The sequence below is a fragment of the Streptomyces sp. TLI_146 genome, assembly GCF_002846415.1.
Lineage (GTDB): Bacteria > Actinomycetota > Actinomycetes > Streptomycetales > Streptomycetaceae > Streptomyces.
Genome location: NZ_PJMX01000001.1, coordinates 3069623 through 3086955, shown reverse-complemented (window position 1 = coordinate 3086955; position 17333 = coordinate 3069623). Strand labels below are relative to the sequence as shown.

The 17333-nt window shown below is 71.0% G+C and carries 16 protein-coding genes; 9 read left to right on the top strand and 7 right to left on the bottom strand.

Annotated features, from left to right (window positions below):
* Window positions 1-154 precede the first annotated feature (154 nt).
* The 5 genes from BX283_RS14060 to BX283_RS14040 all read left to right on the top strand — a co-directional run bounded on the left by BX283_RS14060 (window position 155) and on the right by BX283_RS14040 (window position 5167).
* Window positions 155-934, top strand: a complete 780-nt coding sequence (locus BX283_RS14060; protein WP_101387962.1) for a 1-acyl-sn-glycerol-3-phosphate acyltransferase — start codon at window positions 155-157, stop codon at window positions 932-934.
* Window positions 935-959: 25 nt separating this feature from the next.
* Window positions 960-2168 (top strand): MacS family sensor histidine kinase, encoded by a 1209-nt coding sequence (macS, locus tag BX283_RS14055; RefSeq protein WP_101387961.1) that lies wholly within the window; start codon window positions 960-962, stop codon window positions 2166-2168.
* Complete coding sequence (locus BX283_RS14050; RefSeq protein WP_101387960.1) at window positions 2165-2836, top strand: response regulator transcription factor; 672 nt, start codon at window positions 2165-2167, stop codon at window positions 2834-2836. Before macS ends, BX283_RS14050 begins: the two co-directional genes overlap by 4 nt.
* Before the next feature lie 189 nt (window positions 2837-3025).
* Window positions 3026-4054, top strand: coding sequence for a 6-phosphofructokinase (locus tag BX283_RS14045; RefSeq protein ID WP_101387959.1), 1029 nt, complete (start codon window positions 3026-3028; stop codon window positions 4052-4054).
* A 117-nt stretch (window positions 4055-4171) separates the two neighbouring features.
* On the top strand, window positions 4172-5167 hold the full coding sequence (locus BX283_RS14040; RefSeq protein WP_101387958.1) for a 2-hydroxyacid dehydrogenase: 996 nt from the start codon (window positions 4172-4174) through the stop codon (window positions 5165-5167).
* A 195-nt stretch (window positions 5168-5362) separates the two neighbouring features.
* On the opposite strand, the gene BX283_RS14035 is transcribed toward BX283_RS14040, so the two are convergent.
* The 3 genes from BX283_RS14035 to BX283_RS14025 form a co-directional block, all read right to left on the bottom strand.
* Window positions 5363-7315, bottom strand: coding sequence for an anthranilate synthase family protein (locus tag BX283_RS14035; RefSeq protein ID WP_101387957.1), 1953 nt, complete (start codon window positions 7313-7315; stop codon window positions 5363-5365).
* 93 nt (window positions 7316-7408) lie between these two features.
* Complete coding sequence (locus BX283_RS42435) at window positions 7409-7465, bottom strand: trp operon leader peptide (protein ID WP_101392327.1); 57 nt, start codon at window positions 7463-7465, stop codon at window positions 7409-7411.
* 87 nt (window positions 7466-7552) lie between these two features.
* Window positions 7553-10375: an N-acetylmuramoyl-L-alanine amidase gene (locus BX283_RS14025; RefSeq protein WP_101387956.1), complete on the bottom strand. Its 2823-nt coding sequence runs from the start codon at window positions 10373-10375 to the stop codon at window positions 7553-7555.
* Window positions 10376-10528: 153 nt separating this feature from the next.
* Between BX283_RS14025 and BX283_RS14020 the strand changes: the two genes are divergently transcribed.
* Together BX283_RS14020 and BX283_RS14015 are read left to right on the top strand one after the other, a co-directional pair.
* On the top strand, window positions 10529-11866 hold the full coding sequence (locus BX283_RS14020) for a class II 3-deoxy-7-phosphoheptulonate synthase (protein WP_101387955.1): 1338 nt from the start codon (window positions 10529-10531) through the stop codon (window positions 11864-11866).
* A 146-nt stretch (window positions 11867-12012) separates the two neighbouring features.
* Entirely contained in the window at window positions 12013-12261 is a 249-nt protein-coding gene (locus BX283_RS14015; protein ID WP_180357150.1) for a bacterioferritin-associated ferredoxin, read from the top strand.
* 30 nt (window positions 12262-12291) lie between these two features.
* On the opposite strand, the gene bfr is transcribed toward BX283_RS14015, so the two are convergent.
* A complete protein-coding gene (gene bfr / locus BX283_RS14010; RefSeq protein WP_101387953.1) occupies window positions 12292-12771 on the bottom strand; it encodes a bacterioferritin in 480 nt (159 codons plus the stop codon).
* A gap of 154 nt (window positions 12772-12925) precedes the next feature.
* On the opposite strand from bfr, the gene BX283_RS14005 reads away from it, so the two are divergent.
* Window positions 12926-13558 (top strand): sulfite oxidase-like oxidoreductase, encoded by a 633-nt coding sequence (locus tag BX283_RS14005; RefSeq protein ID WP_101387952.1) that lies wholly within the window; start codon window positions 12926-12928, stop codon window positions 13556-13558.
* A gap of 22 nt (window positions 13559-13580) precedes the next feature.
* Here the strand turns inward: BX283_RS14005 and BX283_RS41050 are convergent, their stop codons facing one another.
* Window positions 13581-14003 (bottom strand): DUF4396 domain-containing protein, encoded by a 423-nt coding sequence (locus BX283_RS41050; RefSeq protein WP_101387951.1) that lies wholly within the window; start codon window positions 14001-14003, stop codon window positions 13581-13583.
* 51 nt (window positions 14004-14054) lie between these two features.
* On the opposite strand from BX283_RS41050, the gene BX283_RS41045 reads away from it, so the two are divergent.
* Complete coding sequence (locus tag BX283_RS41045; RefSeq protein ID WP_143676426.1) at window positions 14055-14324, top strand: hypothetical protein; 270 nt, start codon at window positions 14055-14057, stop codon at window positions 14322-14324.
* Here the strand turns inward: BX283_RS41045 and BX283_RS13990 are convergent, their stop codons facing one another.
* Both BX283_RS13990 and pknB read right to left on the bottom strand, forming a co-directional pair.
* Window positions 14325-15176 carry a deoxyribonuclease IV gene (locus tag BX283_RS13990; protein WP_101387949.1) on the bottom strand — a complete coding sequence of 284 codons (852 nt, stop codon included), beginning with the start codon at window positions 15174-15176 and terminating at the stop codon, window positions 14325-14327. It lies immediately after the preceding gene.
* An 8-nt stretch (window positions 15177-15184) separates the two neighbouring features.
* Window positions 15185-17158 (bottom strand): Stk1 family PASTA domain-containing Ser/Thr kinase, encoded by a 1974-nt coding sequence (gene pknB, locus BX283_RS13985; RefSeq protein ID WP_180357148.1) that lies wholly within the window; start codon window positions 17156-17158, stop codon window positions 15185-15187.
* Window positions 17159-17333 lie beyond the last annotated feature (175 nt).

Genomic DNA, 17333 nt, shown 5'->3' with positions numbered 1-17333 from the left:
CGGGATCTCCTGTTCATGAGCAGGGGGCGGGGAGTCGTACTTCACGGTACGCGACCGGACTGACACCGACCAGAGCCGTCACCGGCCCGCGCGCGGGAGGGCGGGCCCCACACGGGTTAAGGTCTGTTCGACAGACATAGGGAAGGCATCCGAGTTGATCTACGGCGCAATGAAGTTCTCCATCGGCGGGTCGCTGAAGCTTGCCTTCAGGCCCTGGGTGGAGGGCCTCGAAAACATTCCCGCCGAGGGGCCGGCGATCCTCGCCAGCAACCACCTCTCCTTCTCGGACTCGTTCTTCCTGCCGGCGGTCCTGGACCGCAAGGTGACGTTCATCGCCAAGGCGGAGTACTTCACCTCGCCCGGTGTGAAGGGCAAGCTCACCGCCGCCTTCTTCAAGGGCGTCGGCCAGCTCCCGGTGGACCGCTCGGGCGCGCGCGGCGCGGGCGAGGCGGCCATCAAGAGCGGCATCGAGGTCCTGGAGCGCGGGGAGCTGTTCGGGATCTATCCGGAGGGCACCCGCTCGCCCGACGGCCGCCTCTACCGGGGCAAGCCCGGCGGCCTCGCGCGCGTGGCGCTCGCCACCGGCGCGCCGGTGATCCCGGTCGCGATGATCGACACCGAGAAGATCCAGCCGCCCGGCAAGGTCATGCCCAAGCTGATGCGCCCGGGCATCCGCATCGGCAAGCCGCTCGACTTCAGCCGCTACCACGGCATGGAGGGCGACCGCTTCATCCTGCGCTCGGTGACCGACGAGGTCATGTACGAGATCATGAAGCTCTCCGGCCAGGAGTACGTGGACATCTACGCGACCGCGGCCAAGCGCCAGATCGCGGACGAGGCCAAGCGGAAGGCCGACGAGGAGAAGGCGGCCGAGAAGGCCGAGAAGGCTCGCGAGGCCGAGCAGGCCAAGCACGCGGAACGGCCCGGCGACTAGCAGCGTCCGGCCGGGGGTGGGGAACATGGCGAAGCGCGAGCGCGTCATCAGGATGTCCGTAGAGCTGCCGCTGTGGCGCGCGCTCACCGCGTACCGCGTACTCACGATGGTGTACGCGGTGCTGGTCTTCGTCTCGGAGTACCGCGGGTTCGAGCGCCCCTGGGTGGGCGTCGCCTTCCTGTCGGTGCTCGCGGTGTGGACGCTGGCGACGCTGCCCCGGGTGGCGAACGCGGCGAGCTGCACCAAGCGGTTCCTCGGCGTCGACCTGGCGATCGCGCTCACCGGCATCCTGCTCACCCCGCTCGCCGACGCCGACGCGCAGTCGGTGAACAGTCCGACCCTGCCGACCATCTGGACGGCGGGCTCGGTGCTCGCGTTCGCGATCAAGGGCGGCTGGCGCTGGGCCGCCTTCGCCTCCTCGCTGGTCGCCGCCGCCAACCTGGTCGAGCGCGGCAGCCCCACCCGGGACACCCTCCACAACGTGCTGCTCGTCTGGGTCGCCTCCGTCGCCATCGGTTACGTGGTGGAGGTCGCCCGCGCGAGCGAGGCGACCCTCGCCCGCGCCCTGGAGATCGAGGCGGCCACCCGCGAGCGGGAGCGGCTGGCCCGGGACATCCACGACAGCGTCCTTCAGGTCCTCGCGATGGTGCAGCGGCGCGGCACCGCGCTCGGCGGCGAGGCGGCCGAGCTCGGCCGGATGGCCGGCGAGCAGGAGGTCGCCCTGCGGACCCTGGTCTCCAGCGGCCTGGTGCCCACCACGCGCGCGTCCGAGGACCCGGCGCTGGGCGCGCTGGTCCGTACGGTCGAGGACACGGAGGGCGAGACCGACGGGGCCGAGGTGGATCTGCGCGGTCTGCTCGCCCCGCACGCCGGATCCCGGGTCTCGCTGGCGGAACCGGGCGCTCCGGTGCTGCTCGCACCCCCCGCGGCACGCGAGCTCGCGGCCGCTGTCAGTGCCGCGTTGGACAATGTCCGCAGACACGCGGGGGAGAGCGCCCAGGCCTGGATCCTGGTCGAGGACTGGGGGGACGAAGTGATCGTGACGGTACGGGACGACGGTCCCGGTATTCCGGAGGGCCGGCTCGCGCAGGCCGAGGGGGAGGGGCGCCTGGGCGTCGCCCTCTCGATCCGCGGCCGGCTGCGGGACCTGGGCGGCACCGCCGAGCTGATCTCGGTGCCCGGCCAGGGGACGGAAGTAGAGCTGAAGGTCCCACGGGGGAAGGCGAAGGCATGAGTGAGCGGCAGACGGTGAAGGTCATGGTGGTCGACGACCACCCGATGTGGCGCGACGCGGTGGCGCGCGACCTGGCGGCCGCCGGGTTCGACGTGGTGGCCACGGCCGGGGACGGCCCGCAGGCGGTCCGCCGCGCCCAGGCGGTCACGCCCGACGTGCTGGTCCTGGACCTCAATCTGCCCGGTATGCCGGGCGTCCAGGTCTGCAAGGAGCTGGTCGGCGCCAACCCGGCGCTCCGGGTCCTGGTCCTGTCCGCGTCCGGCGAGCACGCGGACGTCCTGGAGGCGGTGAAGTCCGGCGCGACCGGCTATCTGCTGAAGTCGGCGAGCACCGAGGAGCTCACCGACGCGGTGCGCCGCACGGCGGCCGGCGACCCGGTGTTCACCCCCGGCCTGGCCGGGCTCGTCCTCGGTGAGTACCGCCGGCTGGCCTCGGACCCGGCGCCCGCCGCCGCCGACGAGCCGAAGGCGCCGCAGCTCACCGACCGCGAGACGGAGGTGCTGCGCCTGGTGGCCAAGGGCCTGAGCTACAAGCAGATCGCCGAACGCCTGGTCATCTCCCACCGCACGGTCCAGAACCACGTCCAGAACACCCTGGGCAAGCTCCAGCTCCACAACCGCGTGGAGCTGGTGAGGTACGCGATAGAGCAGGGCCTCGACGAGGTGTGAGCGAGGTGTGAGCCCGCTCGCGCATGAACGTGCTCCGCTCGTACGAGTGAATGACCACCCGTCAACACCCCCTTGAATTCAAGGAATTGACGTTTCGTCCCATCCCGGGGTGACCTGCGTCACCCTTAGCGTGACTCGTAGAAGCCTTCGAGGGCTTTCCTGTGTCCGTCACGGCGAAGGGACAATTCCATGCGGGTCGGAGTACTGACCGGAGGCGGTGACTGCCCCGGACTCAACGCCGTCATCCGAGGCGTCGTCCGCAAGGGCGTGCAGGAGTACGGCTTTGACTTCACCGGGTTCAAGGACGGCTGGCGCGGCCCGCTGGAGGGCGACACCGTCAAGCTGGACATCCCCGCCGTGCGCGGCATCCTGCCGCGCGGCGGCACCATCCTCGGCTCCTCGCGCACCAACCCGCTCAAGGCCGAGGACGGGGTGCGCCGCATCAAGGAGAACCTCGCCAAGTACGAGATCGACGCGATGATCGCGATCGGCGGCGAGGACACCCTGGGGGTGGCGGCCCGGCTCAGCGACGAGTACGGCATCAAGTGCGTCGGCGTGCCGAAGACCATCGACAACGACCTCTCCGCCACGGACTACACCTTCGGCTTCGACACGGCGGTCGGCATCGCGACGGAGGCCATCGACCGCCTCCACACCACGGCCGAGTCCCACATGCGGGTCCTGGTCGTCGAGGTGATGGGCCGCCACGCGGGCTGGATCGCGCTCCACTCGGGCCTGGCGGGCGGCGCCAACGTCATCCTCATCCCCGAGCAGCGCTTCGACGTCGACCAGGTCTGCGGCTGGATCACCTCCCGCTTCAAGGCGTCGTACGCGCCGATCGTGGTGGTCGCCGAGGGCGCCATGCCGAAGGACGGCGACATGGTCCTGAAGGACCAGACGCTCGACTCCTTCGGCCATGTGCGGCTCTCGGGCGTGGGGGAGTGGCTGGCCAAGGAGATCGAGAAGCGCACGGGCAAGGAGGCCAGGACGACGGTCCTGGGCCACATCCAGCGCGGCGGCACCCCCAGCGCCTTCGACCGCTGGCTGGCCACGCGCTTCGGCCTGCACGCGATCGAGGCGGTACGGGACGGCGACTTCGGCAAGATGGTGGCGCTGCGGGGCACGGACATCGTCCGGGTGCCGATCGCGGAGGCGACGGCGCGGCTCAAGACGGTGGATCCGGCGTTGTACGCGGAGGTGGGGGTCTTCTTCGGCTGAGGGGCCGCCGGGGCGGGCCGCCGCCGGGCGGGGTCCGCCGCCGGGCGGGCCGCGGGTAGGGGCCGTATATTCGCGCACACTGAACACTGAGCCCCTATCCACCCATAGGTGATCCTTGTGGACATCCTGGCGTTCGGCGTGCAGGCCGATGAGAGACCTCTGATCGAGAAGGCATTCGAGGGCAGGCACGACGTCCGGTGCCTGGACGTGTTCCTGAACGAGGACACGGTGCCCATCGCGGCCGGGTACGAGGCGATCTCGACCAGTGTCAACGCGGACCTGGGCCGTTCGGTGCTGCAGACGCTGGCGGTGGGCGGGACCCAGCTGATCGCCCAGCGTTCGACCGGCTTCAACAACATCGACCTGGACGTGGCGGAGCGGCTCGGCCTCACGGTGGCGAGAGTGTCGTACTACTCGCCGTACTCGGTGGCCGAGTTCGCCTGGACGCTGGCGATGGCGGTCAACCGCCGGATCGTCCGCGCCTCCAACCGCACCCGCGACTTCGACTTCCGCCTCGACGGGCTGATGGGGCGGGATCTGCGCGGCCGTACGGTCGGGGTGCTCGGGACCGGCAAGATCGGCGAGGCGTTCACCCGGATCGCCCATGGCTTCGGCATGAACCTGCTCGGCTGGGACGTGGCGGAGAATCCGGCGTGTGCGGAGCTCGGGATGCGGTACGTCGAGAAGGACGAGCTCTTCGCCGAGGCGGACGTGGTGAGCCTGCACGTGCCGCTGCTGCCGTCCACGCACCATGTGATCGACCGTGCGGCGCTGCGGCGGATGAAGGACGACGCGATCCTGGTGAACTCCAGCCGTGGGGGACTGGTGGACACGGAGGCACTCGTGGGCGAGCTGCGGGCGGGGCGGCTGGCCGGGGTCGGCCTCGACGTCTATGAGGCGGAGGCCGGCCTCTTCTTCCTGGACAAGTCCCTGGAGGTGGTGTCGGACGACACGCTGGCGCGGCTGGTGACGTTTCCCAACGTGGTGGTGACGTCGCATCAGGCGTACTACACGGAGGAGGCGGTGGGGCAGATCGTGGCGGCGACGGTGGAGAACGTGGAGGCGTATGTGGCGGGGCGCCGGACGGAAAACGTACTGGTCCCACGGGCCTAGACCCTCCCGGGGGCTGCGCCCCCGGACCCCGTTCGTCTGCGGGTGATCTGTGGCTGGTCGCGCAGTTCCCCGCGCCCCTAGGTGGTCAGGGGCGCGGGGAACTGCGCGACCAGCCCACCACGACCTGCAGACGAAACGGGGTCCGGGGCGAAGCCCCCGGGAGAGCCACCTACCCCCCACCCACCCCCGGAGGGTCTAGGGAAGGGGCGGGGTGGGGGACATCGCGCGCAAGCCCGACAGCAGACCCCCCACCACCTCCGGCCCCCGCAACGTCAGCACCGACTCCGGGTGGAACTGGACCCCCGCGAAACCAGGCCCCCGCACCGCATGCACCTCCCCCGTCGAAGGATCACGGCTGACCTCCACCCCCCGAGCCGCCAACGCTCCCGCCGCCGCGTCCCCGCACCGCGCCGTGAAGCTGTTGTAGAACCCGACCCGCTCGGAGCGGCCGAACAGGTCGATGCGGAGCTGCGCCCCCTGGTGCGGCACCCGCTTGCGGACGATCGGCAGATCCAGCTCCGCCGCGATCAGCTCGTGCCCCAGGCACACACCGAGCAGCCCGTGCCGATGGGAGCGCAGCAACTCCGCCGCCAGCGGGCGCAGCACACGCATCTTGGGGTCGGACGCGTCCGAGGGATCCCCGGGGCCGGGGCCCAGGATCACCGGGCCCCGGTGGCCGAGCGCACGTTCCCGCAGCCCCGCCGCGTCGTACCGCACCACCGACACCCCCAGCCCCGACGACCGCAGCAGATGCGCCAGCATCGCCGTGAAGGTGTCCTCGGCGTCCACCACCAGCGCCTCGCCCGACGGCGCCGCCACCCGCTCCCGCATCCGCAGCCAGAACGGCGCCAGGTCCGCCCGCCGCGCGTCCAGCGCCGCCCGCACCCGGGGGTCGTCGCCCAGGACGGGGGAGGGGCGCGACGCGGCCGGGCGGGCCGGGCGCGCGCCCAGGGCCGCGAGCACCCCCGCCGCCTTCGCGTGCGTCTCCGCCACCTCGCCCGCCGGGTCCGAGTGGCGCACCAGCGTCGCCCCGACCGGCACCCGCACCCGCCCGTCCGGCGCGATGTCGGCCGTACGGATCAGGATGGGCGAGTCGAGCGTCTGGACGCCGTTCGCGTCGCGGCCCAGCAGGGCGAGCGCGCCCGCGTAGTAGCCGCGCCCGCCCACCTCGTACCGCTCGATCACCCGGCACGCGTTCTGCACCGGCGACCCCGTCACCGTCGCCGCGAACATCGTCTCCCGCAGCACCTCGCGCGCGTCCAGCGAGCTCCGCCCGCGCAACTCGTACTCCGTGTGCGCCAGATGGGCCATCTCCTTCAGCCGGGGGCCGACCACCACCCCGCCCCGGTCGCCCACCGTGCACATCATCTTCAGTTCCTCGTCGACGACCATGGAGAGCTCGTCGATCTCCTTCTCGTCGGAGAGGAAGGCGAGCAGGTCCTCGGCCGTCGGGCCGGTCGCCGGGTAGCGGTAGGTCCCGCTGATCGGGTTCATCACCACCGTCCCGCCCGACATCCGCACATGCACCTCGGGGCTCGCCCCGACCAGCGTGCGCCCGCCCGTCTCCCGCCCCCGCCCGTGCGAGGAAGGCCCTCCGGGCCCCTTTTCACTTCCGGTGTGGACGACGAACGTCCAGTACGCCCCCCGCTCGCCCGCGAGCAGCCGCCGGAAGAGTGCGAGCGCGTCCGCCCGGCCGAAGCCCGGGATCTCGCCCGTGTAGGTGCGCCGGATCACGAAGTTGGCGCCCTCGCCCTGCCCGATCTCGTCCTCGATCACCCGCCGGACGATCCCCGCGTACTCCTCGTCCCCGACGTCGAAACCGCCGCCCTCGACCCGCACCTCGTGCCGGGGCAGCGCCTCCAGGACCTCGTCCAGCGGCAGTTCGTACGTCTCGTCGGCCTCCAGGACCGCCAGCGGAGTGCCGTCGTCCCGTACGTCGAAGCCGCGCTCGCGGATCTGCCGGAACGGGACCAGGGCGAGCGAGGGCCGGTCCCCGCACGGGATGTCGGCGAGCCGCTCCACCTCCCGTACACCGCCGATCAGCAGCTCGACCACGTCGTGGTCGCGGCCGGGCGTACGGCGGCGGATCAGGGCGAAGGGCGGGCAGTCGGCGTCGAGGAGTCTGGCGAGGGGTCCGGCGAGCGGCATGGGGTGTTCCTTCCGGGGAGGGGGAGGAACGGCCGCGGGAAACAGAAAAGGCCGCCCCTCGGGCGGCCTTCGCGTGGTCTGGAGTACGCGCGATCAGTGGGCCGCCGGATGAGCGGTCCACCACCAGTTCTGGTTCGAGTGCGCGAACATGCCCCGCACCCTAGCGGATCAGGCGCGGGATACGCCAAGGGCCCGTCCACCCCCTGGATGGACGAGCCCCTGGCGTATCGGTTCTGCTCAGACCAGCAGGTTGAACATCTGCCAGCCGCCGCCGACCTGGACGCGCGTGGCGAACGGCGCGCCGGTCGCGCTGCCGGTGCCCTTGTAGTACCAGAGCACGCCCGACCCATCCCGGGCCACCAGGTCCGGGATCCCGTCGCCGTTCAGGTCGCTCGGGCCGAGCAGGCTGTTGTAGCCCTGCCAGCCGCCGCCGATCTGGACGCGGGGGGCGTACGGGGCGGTCGGTGTGCCGGTGCCCTTGTAGAACCACAGCACGCCGGAGCCGTCCCGGGCGACCAGGTCGGCCTTGCCGTCGCGGTTGAGGTCGCCGGTGGAGACCATGGCGTTGTAGCCCTGCCAGCCGCCGCCTATCTTGACCCGCGCGGCGAACGGCGCCGCCGGGTTGCCGGTGCCCTGGTAGTACCAGAGCACGCCGGTGCCGTCGCGGCCGATCAGATCGGCCTTGCCGTCACCGTTGAGGTCACGGGCGCCGGTGATGAAGTTGTACGTCTGCCAGCCGCCGCCGACCTTGAGGCGGCTCTTGAACGGCGCGTTCGGGTTGCCGCTGCCCTGGTAGTACCAGAGCGTGCCGGTGCCGTCGCGGGCCACCATGTCACCGGTGCCGTCCGCGCGCAGCGCGGTCATCGCGGAGACGGCGTTGTAGCCCTGCCACCCGCCGCCGATCCGGTACCGCCCGTAGAACGGCGCCGAGGCGCTGCCGGTGCCCTGGTACTGCCACAGCCCGCCGGAGGAGTCCCGGCCGAGCAGGTTGTAGCGGGTGGTGCCGGGGTCGGGGGTGGTGCTGGTGGCCTGCTCGACGTCGGTCGCCTTCACCCACGCGAGCCGGTGGTTGTACCGGATCGGGTAGAAGGAGTTCGTCTTGCCCTGGACCAGGGTGCGGTCACCGGTGGCGGTGCCCGCGAACGTACCGGCGAACCAGTAGTCGCCGTTCTGCGCCGGGCCCGCCTGGGTGTAGGCCTGACCGGCCGGGATCGAGTACTTGGTCAGCGAGGCGGAGTTGTTGGACTGCACCGGGACGTTGGTCCCCGCGTACGCCGAGTCCTCCGGGTAGGCACGCCCGTACACCGGGATGGACGTGGCGCCCGCCTTCGGCTTCAGGACCGGCTGGCCGGCCTTGCCGACCGGTGCGGTGAAGGTGCCGCCGGGGTTGTAGAACCAGGCCTTCTGGCCGCCGTACCAGATGGCGGTCCAGTTGGTCTGCGCCTCCGCGACGACGTACTCGCCGCCCGCGACGACCTTGTTGCCCCAGTTCGGGCCCTCGGACGCGGTCTGGGTGCCGAGGTAGGGGTCACCGAGCGCCGCACCACTGGTGGACGGCGAGGTGTACAGGTAGCCGAAGTTCGCCGGACGGCTGTACGTGTTGCCGCCGTACGTGACGGTGGGCTGGTTGGCCGTGGTGAACGGCGGGACCACCCGGACCAGCTGGCCCGCCTTGAGCGGGCCGCCCGCGCCCTGGTCGCCGGTGGGCGCGCCGACCAGGGTCATGTAGTGGTTCCAGTCCCAGTACGGGCCCGGGTCCCAGTGCTGGGACTTCACATTCGTGTCCAGCACACCCGGCACCTCGTCGTGGCCGACGATGTGCTCACGGTCGAGCGGGATCGAGAACCGGTTGGCCAGGTACTTCACCAGCGCGGCCGAGGACTCGTACTGAGGCTCGGTGTACCACGTGGCGTTGTCCTTGATGGCATAGCCCTCGTGCTCGATGCCGATCGAGTGCATGTTCATCGTCTTGTTGGCCGCGTGCCAGGCCTCGTCCTTGGTCGCCACCAGCTGGGTGACCAGGCCGTCGGAGGCGCGGACCATGTAGTGCGCGCTGGCGTAGGACGTCGAGGTCTGGAACGTCTTCAGCGACCCGTCGTAGCCGCCCTCGGTGTCGTGGATGACGAGGTAGCGGATGTCCTCGCCGTTCGCGGGGCGGTTCGACTCGTTGTAGTTGCCGAAGTCGTCCGGTGTCGAGCTGTTCTGCTGGTACGCCGCCGGGCGGAAGTCACAGTTCAGCCCCGCCGGGCACTCCGGCGTCTGGGTCGTCGCGTTGAACGCCGCCAGCGACATCGTCTCCGGCCGGACCGGCTTCACCGACGGGTCGGCCGGCAGGGCGAGCTGCTGGCCGTCCGCCGTGACGCGGCTCTCGCCCGTGCGGATCGACTCGTACACCCGCTTCGCGAACAGCGACGCGCCCTTGGTGTCCGGCGCCTGGCTGTAGCGGGCGACGGCCGCGTACCACTTGCCCGCGTCCTCGGGCAGCGAGCCCGTCGCGTCCTTCTGGTACTTCGCGAGCAGCGCCGCACCCGCGCGGACGGACTGGTTCTCGTCCTTGCGGACCGCGTCGACCGACTTGTCGATCAGCTTGGCGGCCTCGTCCAGCGTGTGCAGCCGGGGGTCGCTCGTGTCGACGGCCTTCGGCGCCCGCTTCAGGGCGCGCTTGGCGTCGAAGTGCTTCATGACCGTCGGGTCGCCGCTCATGTTGAGGTGCGACAGGCGCTCCGCGTCCGTCGGCTGCTCGACGTCGTCCGCCGTCACCCGGGTCAGGCCCATGACGTTGTACGCGCCGGTCGTCGACGGCTGCCCGGCGTGGCTCTCCCACAGCGTCTGGCGGTACGAGACCGCCATCAGCACGCTCTGCGGCACGTGGAACTCGCGCGCGGCGTCGGCGAACCGGGCCTGGAGCGCCGAGCCCGGCGCGGCCGGCTTGCCGTCCGTGGTCGCAGGGCCCGGTGAGGCCACCGCGAGCGTTCCGATCGCCGCGGTCGCGACGACCGCCGCGCCCACCCCGTAAGCGATCAGCTTCTTCTTGCGGTCTCTGCGGTGACTCCGCTTCAACGCCCACCCCTGCATCGCTCTGTTGATTTCTGAAGTACTGCCGAAGCGGGCAGAGGTTAGCAGGAGACCGATCAAGATCGGTCAGCGGGCGGTCGTCCGTGTGTCTCATAAGGTGGGCACGCGCGTGGACGGCTTGGCGGACCCCGTAAGGTTGTGGGGGTGACCGTGAACGTAAACACCTGGCGTGACCTTCCCGCGGCGCAGCAGCCCGAGTACCCCGATGCCGAGGCTCTGCGCGATGTGATCGCGGACCTCGAGTCGTATCCGCCGCTCGTCTTCGCGGGCGAGTGCGACCAGCTGCGCGCCCGGATGGGGGCCGTCGCCAAGGGCGAGGCGTTCCTGCTCCAGGGCGGCGACTGCGCCGAGGCGTTCGACGCCGTGTCGGCGGATCACATCCGGGCCAAGCTCAAGACGCTGCTCCAGATGAGCGCCGTGCTGACGTATGCCGCCTCCGTGCCGGTCGTCAAGGTCGGCCGGATCGCCGGGCAGTACTCGAAGCCGCGCTCCAAGGGCACCGAGACCCGTGACGGCGTGACCCTGCCGACCTACCGCGGCGACTCGGTCAACGGCTTCGACTTCACCGAGGCCGCCCGTATCCCGGACCCCGAGCGCCTGAAGCGGATGTACAACGCGTCCGCCTCCACGCTCAACCTGGTCCGCGCCTTCACCACCGGCGGCTACGCCGATCTGCGCCAGGTGCACGCCTGGAACCAGGACTTCGTCAAGCAGTCCCCGTCCGGGCAGCGCTACGAGCAGCTGGCCCGCGAGATCGACAACGCGCTGAACTTCATGAAGGCGTGCGGCACCGACCCGGCCGAGTTCAAGGCCGTCGAGTTCTACGCCTCGCACGAGGCCCTGCTGCTGGACTACGAGTCGGCGCTGACCCGGGTGGACTCGCGCACCGGCAAGCTCTACGACACCTCCGGCCACATGGTCTGGGTCGGCGAGCGCACTCGCCAGCTCGACCACGCGCACATCGAGTTCGCCTCCCGGATCAGCAACCCGATCGGGATCAAGCTCGGCCCCACGACCTCGGTCGACGAGGCGCTGACCTACGTGGACCGGCTCGACCCGGACCGCGAGCCGGGCCGGCTGACCTTCATCGTCCGGATGGGCGCCGACAAGGTCCGCGACAAGCTGCCCGAGCTGGTCGAGAAGGTCACCGCGTCCGGCGCGGTCGTCGCCTGGGTCACCGACCCGATGCACGGCAACACCTTCGAGGCGGCCTCCGGCCACAAGACGCGCCGCTTCGACGACGTGCTCGACGAGGTCAAGGGCTTCTTCGAGGTCCACAAGGCGCTGGGCACCCACCCGGGCGGCATCCACGTCGAGCTCACCGGTGACGACGTCACCGAGTGCGTGGGCGGCGGCGACGAGATCTTCGTGGACGACCTGCACCAGCGCTACGAGACGGCCTGCGACCCCCGCCTCAACCGCAGCCAGTCCCTGGACCTGGCCTTCCTGGTCGCCGAGATGTACCGCGACCAGTAAGTAGCTTCCTACGAGACGTGGGGCGTGGATCTGTGATCCGCGCCCCACGGGCGTATCCGGGGCTTTTCGTCCACCGCGACTTTGGGTACGGTTAGGTAAGCCTCACCGAATAGGGGATGGCTTGCCAGACCGTTCCTGTCAGGGAGGTGAACCGCGTGTACGTCTGCTCTTGCTTCGGCATCACCGACAAGCAGGTCGAGCAGCACGCGGCCGCCGGTGCCTGCACCCCCCGCCAGATCGCCTCGGCCACCAAGGCGGGCACGGACTGCGGCTCCTGTGTGCGCACCATCCAGGGCCTGCTCGGACGCGGCGCCTGCCCCCGCCGGGAACTGCTCGAAAAGGGCGAGGTCAGCGCGGTGCTCGCGGCCGACCAGGAGCTGGCGGAAGCGGCCTAGGCCCGCGAGGCCCCGGCGCCCGGACCGGCTCTATCCCTCCGGCTGCTCGATGAGCTGCGCGATGTAGAGCGCCTCACCGAGCTTCTCGACCAGCTCCAGCTGGGTGTCGAGGTAGTCGATGTGGTGCTCCTCGTCGGCCAGGATCGACTCGAAGATGTTCGCCGAGGTGATGTCGCCCTTGGCCCGCATGACCTCGATGCCGCGCTTGAGCCGGTCGATCGCCTCGACCTCCACCTGCCGGTCCGCCTCGAACATCTCGGTGACCGTCTGCCCGACCCGTACGTGGAAGAGCCGCTGGTAGTTCGGCAGCCCGTCCAGGAACAGGATCCGGTCGGTCAGCACCTCCGCGTGCTTCATCTCGTCGAACGACTCGTGACGCGTGTACTTGGCGAGCTTCGTCCAGCCGAAATTCTCCTGCATCTTCGCGTGCAGGAAGTACTGGTTGATCGCGGTCAGCTCGGCGGTCAGCTGCTCGTTCAGGAACTCGATGACCTCGGGGTCGCCCTGCATCGCAGAGGCTCCTTCCACACGGGTGAGGGGCAGATTCGCGCGCATCCTCGCATCGCGTGCGGGGAGCGTCCAGTAAGTGCACGCTTAGTAGGAGTTGCCCGAATCGGGGCGCTGCTGGTCATGACCACCCCTCGCCGTCTGTCACCATGGAGTCATGGGTCAGCCGGAACGCCCGGAACAACGGGAAGCAGCGCAGTCGGAGCTTCCCCCGGGGCAGCGGCTCCAGCGCGGCTGGCCGGTCACCCACTACGGCCCGGTCCCCAGGTTCAAGCCCGAGCGGTGGGAGTTCCGTGTCTTCGGGGCGACCGCCGACGGCGACAAGCACTGCTGGAACCACGAGGAGTTCACGGCCCTGCCCTTCGCCACCGTCGTCGCGGATCTTCACTGTGTCACGAAGTTCTCGATGCTGGGGGCCGAATGGGGCGGAGTCCTCGCGCGTACGGTCGCCGAGCTCGCGCCGCCCGCCCCGGACGTCACGCATGTGATGGTCTGGGCCGAATACGGCTTCAGCTCCAACCTGCGGCTGGCCGACTTCCTCTCCGACCGCACGGTCTTCGCCACCCACAAGGGCGGTGAGCTCCTCACCGCCGAGCACGGTTTCCCGGTACGGCTCGTGGTCCCGCATCTGTACGCCTGGAAGGGCCCCAAGTGGGTCCGCGGCATCGAGTACATGACGGCGGACCGGCGGGGATTCTGGGAGGAGCGGGGCTACCACAACATCGGCGACCCCTGGCGCGAGCAGCGCTACTCGTACCAGGAAGAGCCCGGGGACGGCCCCGAGCTCTGAGTCCTGGCGCCCTTCGGGGGCGTCAGTGGTGGTACTGGTGGACCACCGCGTGGCCCTTGCCGCGCCCGATCATCCACTTGTTGACCGGTGTCGTGATCACGAAGGCCAGGGCCAGCGAGACCACCAGCGAGCCCCAGAACAGCGCGTCCGAGAGCGTGGCGTCCATGGCCGCCGGCCAGAGCGCGATCACCCCGTTGTCGATCAGCTCCATGACGGCGATCGAGAGGGTGTCGGCGGCCAGCGCCACCTTGAAGGCGGTACGGAAGTCGACGCCGGCCTTGGTGATGCCGCGCAGGGTGAGCGAGTAGCCGAAGAAGAAGGCCAGGACGATGGCCAGCACCATCGTCGGCATGTTGCCCCAGCCGAGCGCGGTTCCCACGATCATCCCGAGGACCTCGCCGATGGCGCACCCGGTGAGGCAGTGCAGGGTGGCCTGGGCGGCCATGGACCAGCTGACCTTGCCGCCGCCGTGACCGTGGTGGGCGTGGGAGTGGGCGTGGGCGTCACCGTGACCGTGGTGGGCGTGGGCGTCACCGTGGTGCGCGTGCCCACCGGTGTGCCCTTCGTGGCCCTCGTGTCCGCCATGGCCTTCGTGCCCGCTGTGCCCCTCGTGCCCAACGTGCTCGTGGTGTCCACCGTGCTCGTGGTGCTCGTGCTCGGTGTGCGTGTGCGCCTCGTGCTGCATGACTTCCCCCAACGCCGGATGACCGTTCCTGTCGATGACAAGAACGGTATACCCCCCAGGGGTATTCCTCAAGAGGGGTGATCAGAGCCGCAGGGACTTCAGCAGCGCGACGTCCGCCGCCTGCCCCTCCTTCCCGCCGGGCGTCTCGATGACCAGCGGTACGCCCTCGGTCGCCGGGTGTGCGAGCAGCTCGCGGAACGGCTCCGCGCCTATGTGGCCCGCGCCGATGTTCACGTGCCGGTCCAGGTGCGAGTCCACGCCCTCCTTGGAGTCGTTGGCGTGGATCAGCTTGAGGCGCCCCTCGCCGACGGTCTCCACCAGCAGGTCCAGGGTCTGCGCCGCCCCGCCGGGCCCGGCCAGGTCGTGCCCGGCCGCGTGGATGTGGCAGGTGTCCAGGCAGACGCCGAGCTTGGGGTGGGCGTCCAGTGCCTCGAAGTACGGGCCGAAGTCCCAGGTCCGCGAGCACAGCGAGGCGCCCTGCCCGGCCGTCGACTCCAGGAGCAGGAACGGGTCGTCGTCGTGGGTCAGCTCGTCGAGCAGCGGCAGCAGCCGCTCCCGTACCTGCGCCAGCGCCTCGGCGCGCGGCCGGCCGCCGGTCGCGGAGCCGGTGTGCACGACCACGCCGAGCGCGCCGATCTCGCGGCCCCGGCGCAGCGAGTGCCGCATCGACTCCACCGACCTCTCGGCGGTCGCCTCGGTGTGCGAGCCGAAGTTGATCAGATACGGGGCGTGGACGTACGCCGAGATGCCCTCGGCGGCGCACTCGGCGCGGAACTTCTCGTCCTGGGCCGGGTTGCCGGTGGGGGTGGCCCAGCCGCGCGGGTTGGCGACGAAGACCTGGACGGTCTCGGCGCCGAGTTCGCGCGCGTAGGCGAGGCCGGTCGTGGCGAGGCCGCCGGCCACGGGGACGTGGCCGCCGATGGGGTTGCGCATGGGGTGGTTCAGAGTCCCTTGGTCTTGATGGTGATGGTGGAGCCTTCCGGCGCCTGCGAGCCGGCCTCGACGGACTGGCTGGCGATCTCGTCGCTCAGGAACGGGAAGCCGTGGTCGACCTTGACCTTGAAACCGGCCTTCTCCAGGTCCTTCTTGGCGTCGTCGGACTTCTCGCCGGTCACCTTGGGCACGGTGATCATCCGGGGGCCCTTGGAGACGGTGAGCGTGACCGTGTCGCCCTTGGCGAGGCGGGCGCCCTCGGCCGCGGACTGGGCGGCGACGCTGCCCGCCTCCTGCGGCGAGTTGACCTGCTCGGGCGCGATCCGGACCTCAAGGCCCGCGTCCTTCAGGGAGGAGGTGGCGTCCTCCACCGAGTCCCCGACGACGCCGGGGACCTCGACCGGGGCGCCCTTGCTGACGACGAGGGCGACCGCGGTGTCCGCGCGGCGCGGGGCGCCCGCGGCCGGGTCGGTGCTGACGACCGAGCCCTGCTCGACGTCCTCGTTGAACGTCTCGGTGACCGCGCCCGGCGTCAGACCCGCGTCGGCCAGCGCCTTCTTGGCATCGTCCAGCGGCTTGCCGGTGACGTCGGGGACCTTGACCATCTCGGGGCCGCGCGAGACCACGACGGTCACCGAGGCGTTGCCGCGCACGCGCGCGCCTGTCTCCGGGTCCGTCTGGATCACCGTGCCGCGCTTGACCGTGTCGCTGTAGCGGCGGTCGACCTTCTTCACCGAGAGGCCCGCGTCCTCCAGCCGCTTCTTGGCGGCGCTCTCGCTCTGCCCGATGACGGCCGGGACGTGCGTGAACTGGCCGGAGTTGATGTACCAGACCCCGGCGCCGACCCCCAGGACCAGCAGGACGGCGGCGAGGGCCGCGATCAGGCCGCGCCGCCCGTTCAGGACGAGGCGGGTCCGTCCGCCGCGCGCGCGTGCCGGGGCGGGCCCGGGCGGCGGCATGGTCAAGCGGCTGGTGCGGTTGACGGCGTCCTGCTCGGCCGGGAGCGGGGCGGCCGCCGTGGGGGCGCTGCCCCGGGGCGGGGTCGCCACCGCGCGCGGTATGACGCTCGTACGGTCCTCCGAGCTGGAGGTCCCGGCCGCGGGCACGGCTTGCGGGGGCACCGCGTCCAGCTGCGCGTCGTCGAGCGCGGCACGGGCCTCGCGGGCCTGCGCGAGCAGGCCCACCGCGTCGTACGGCCGCACGTCGGGATTGCGGGCGGTGGCCGACGCCACCAGCTCGTCCAGCTCGACGGCGAGGCCGGGCACGGCGGCGGACGGCGCGGGCACGCCCTCGTGGAGGTGGGCGTAGAGGATCTGGGCGGCGTTCTCCCCGGAGTGCGGCTTGGCACCGGTGAGCATCTCGTACAGCACGACACCGCACGCGTAGACGTCCGCGCGGGTGTCGGCGGTGCCCTGCTCGATCTGCTCGGGGGCGAGGTACGAGACGGTGCCGAGGACGCTGCCGGTGGTGCTGGTGACCGCGTCCACCGCCCGGACCAGGCCGAAGTCGGCGACCTTGACCCGGCCGTCGTCCCCTATCAGGACGTTCTCCGGCTTCATGTCCCGGTGGACGAAACCGGCGCGGTGCGCGGCGCCGAGGGCGGCGAGCACCGGCTCCAGGATGTCCAGGGCGGCGCGGGGCTGGAGGGCGCCGCGCTCGCGCAGCACGTCGCGCAGGGTGCAGCCCGCCACGTACTCCATCGCCAGGTAGACGTATCCGCCGTCGGTGCCCTGGTCGAAGACGCCGACCACGTTCGGGTGGGCGAGCCGGGCGACGGACTTGGCCTCGCGGATGAACCGCTCCACGAACGAGCCGTCGGCGGCGAGCGCCGGGTGCATCACCTTGAGGGCGAGCACCCGGTCGAGCCGGGTGTCGACGGCCCGGTAGACCGTGGCCATACCGCCGACGGCGATGCGCGCCTCGACGCGGTAGCGGCCGTCGAGCACCTGCCCGACGAGGGGGTCCTGAAGGGTCGTATCCACGGAGCAGAGTCTACGAGCGCCCAAGGACACCCCTCCCGCCCCGGGGGATCCCGGGGCGGGACTGAAGCGGAGCTGTGACGCGACGGGCCCCTTGCGGTGTCCTTGCCGCGGCCCGGTGGGCAGCTGGTCGCGCAGTTCCCCGCGCCCCTTTCAGGCCCCGTCTTTGTCTGCGGCC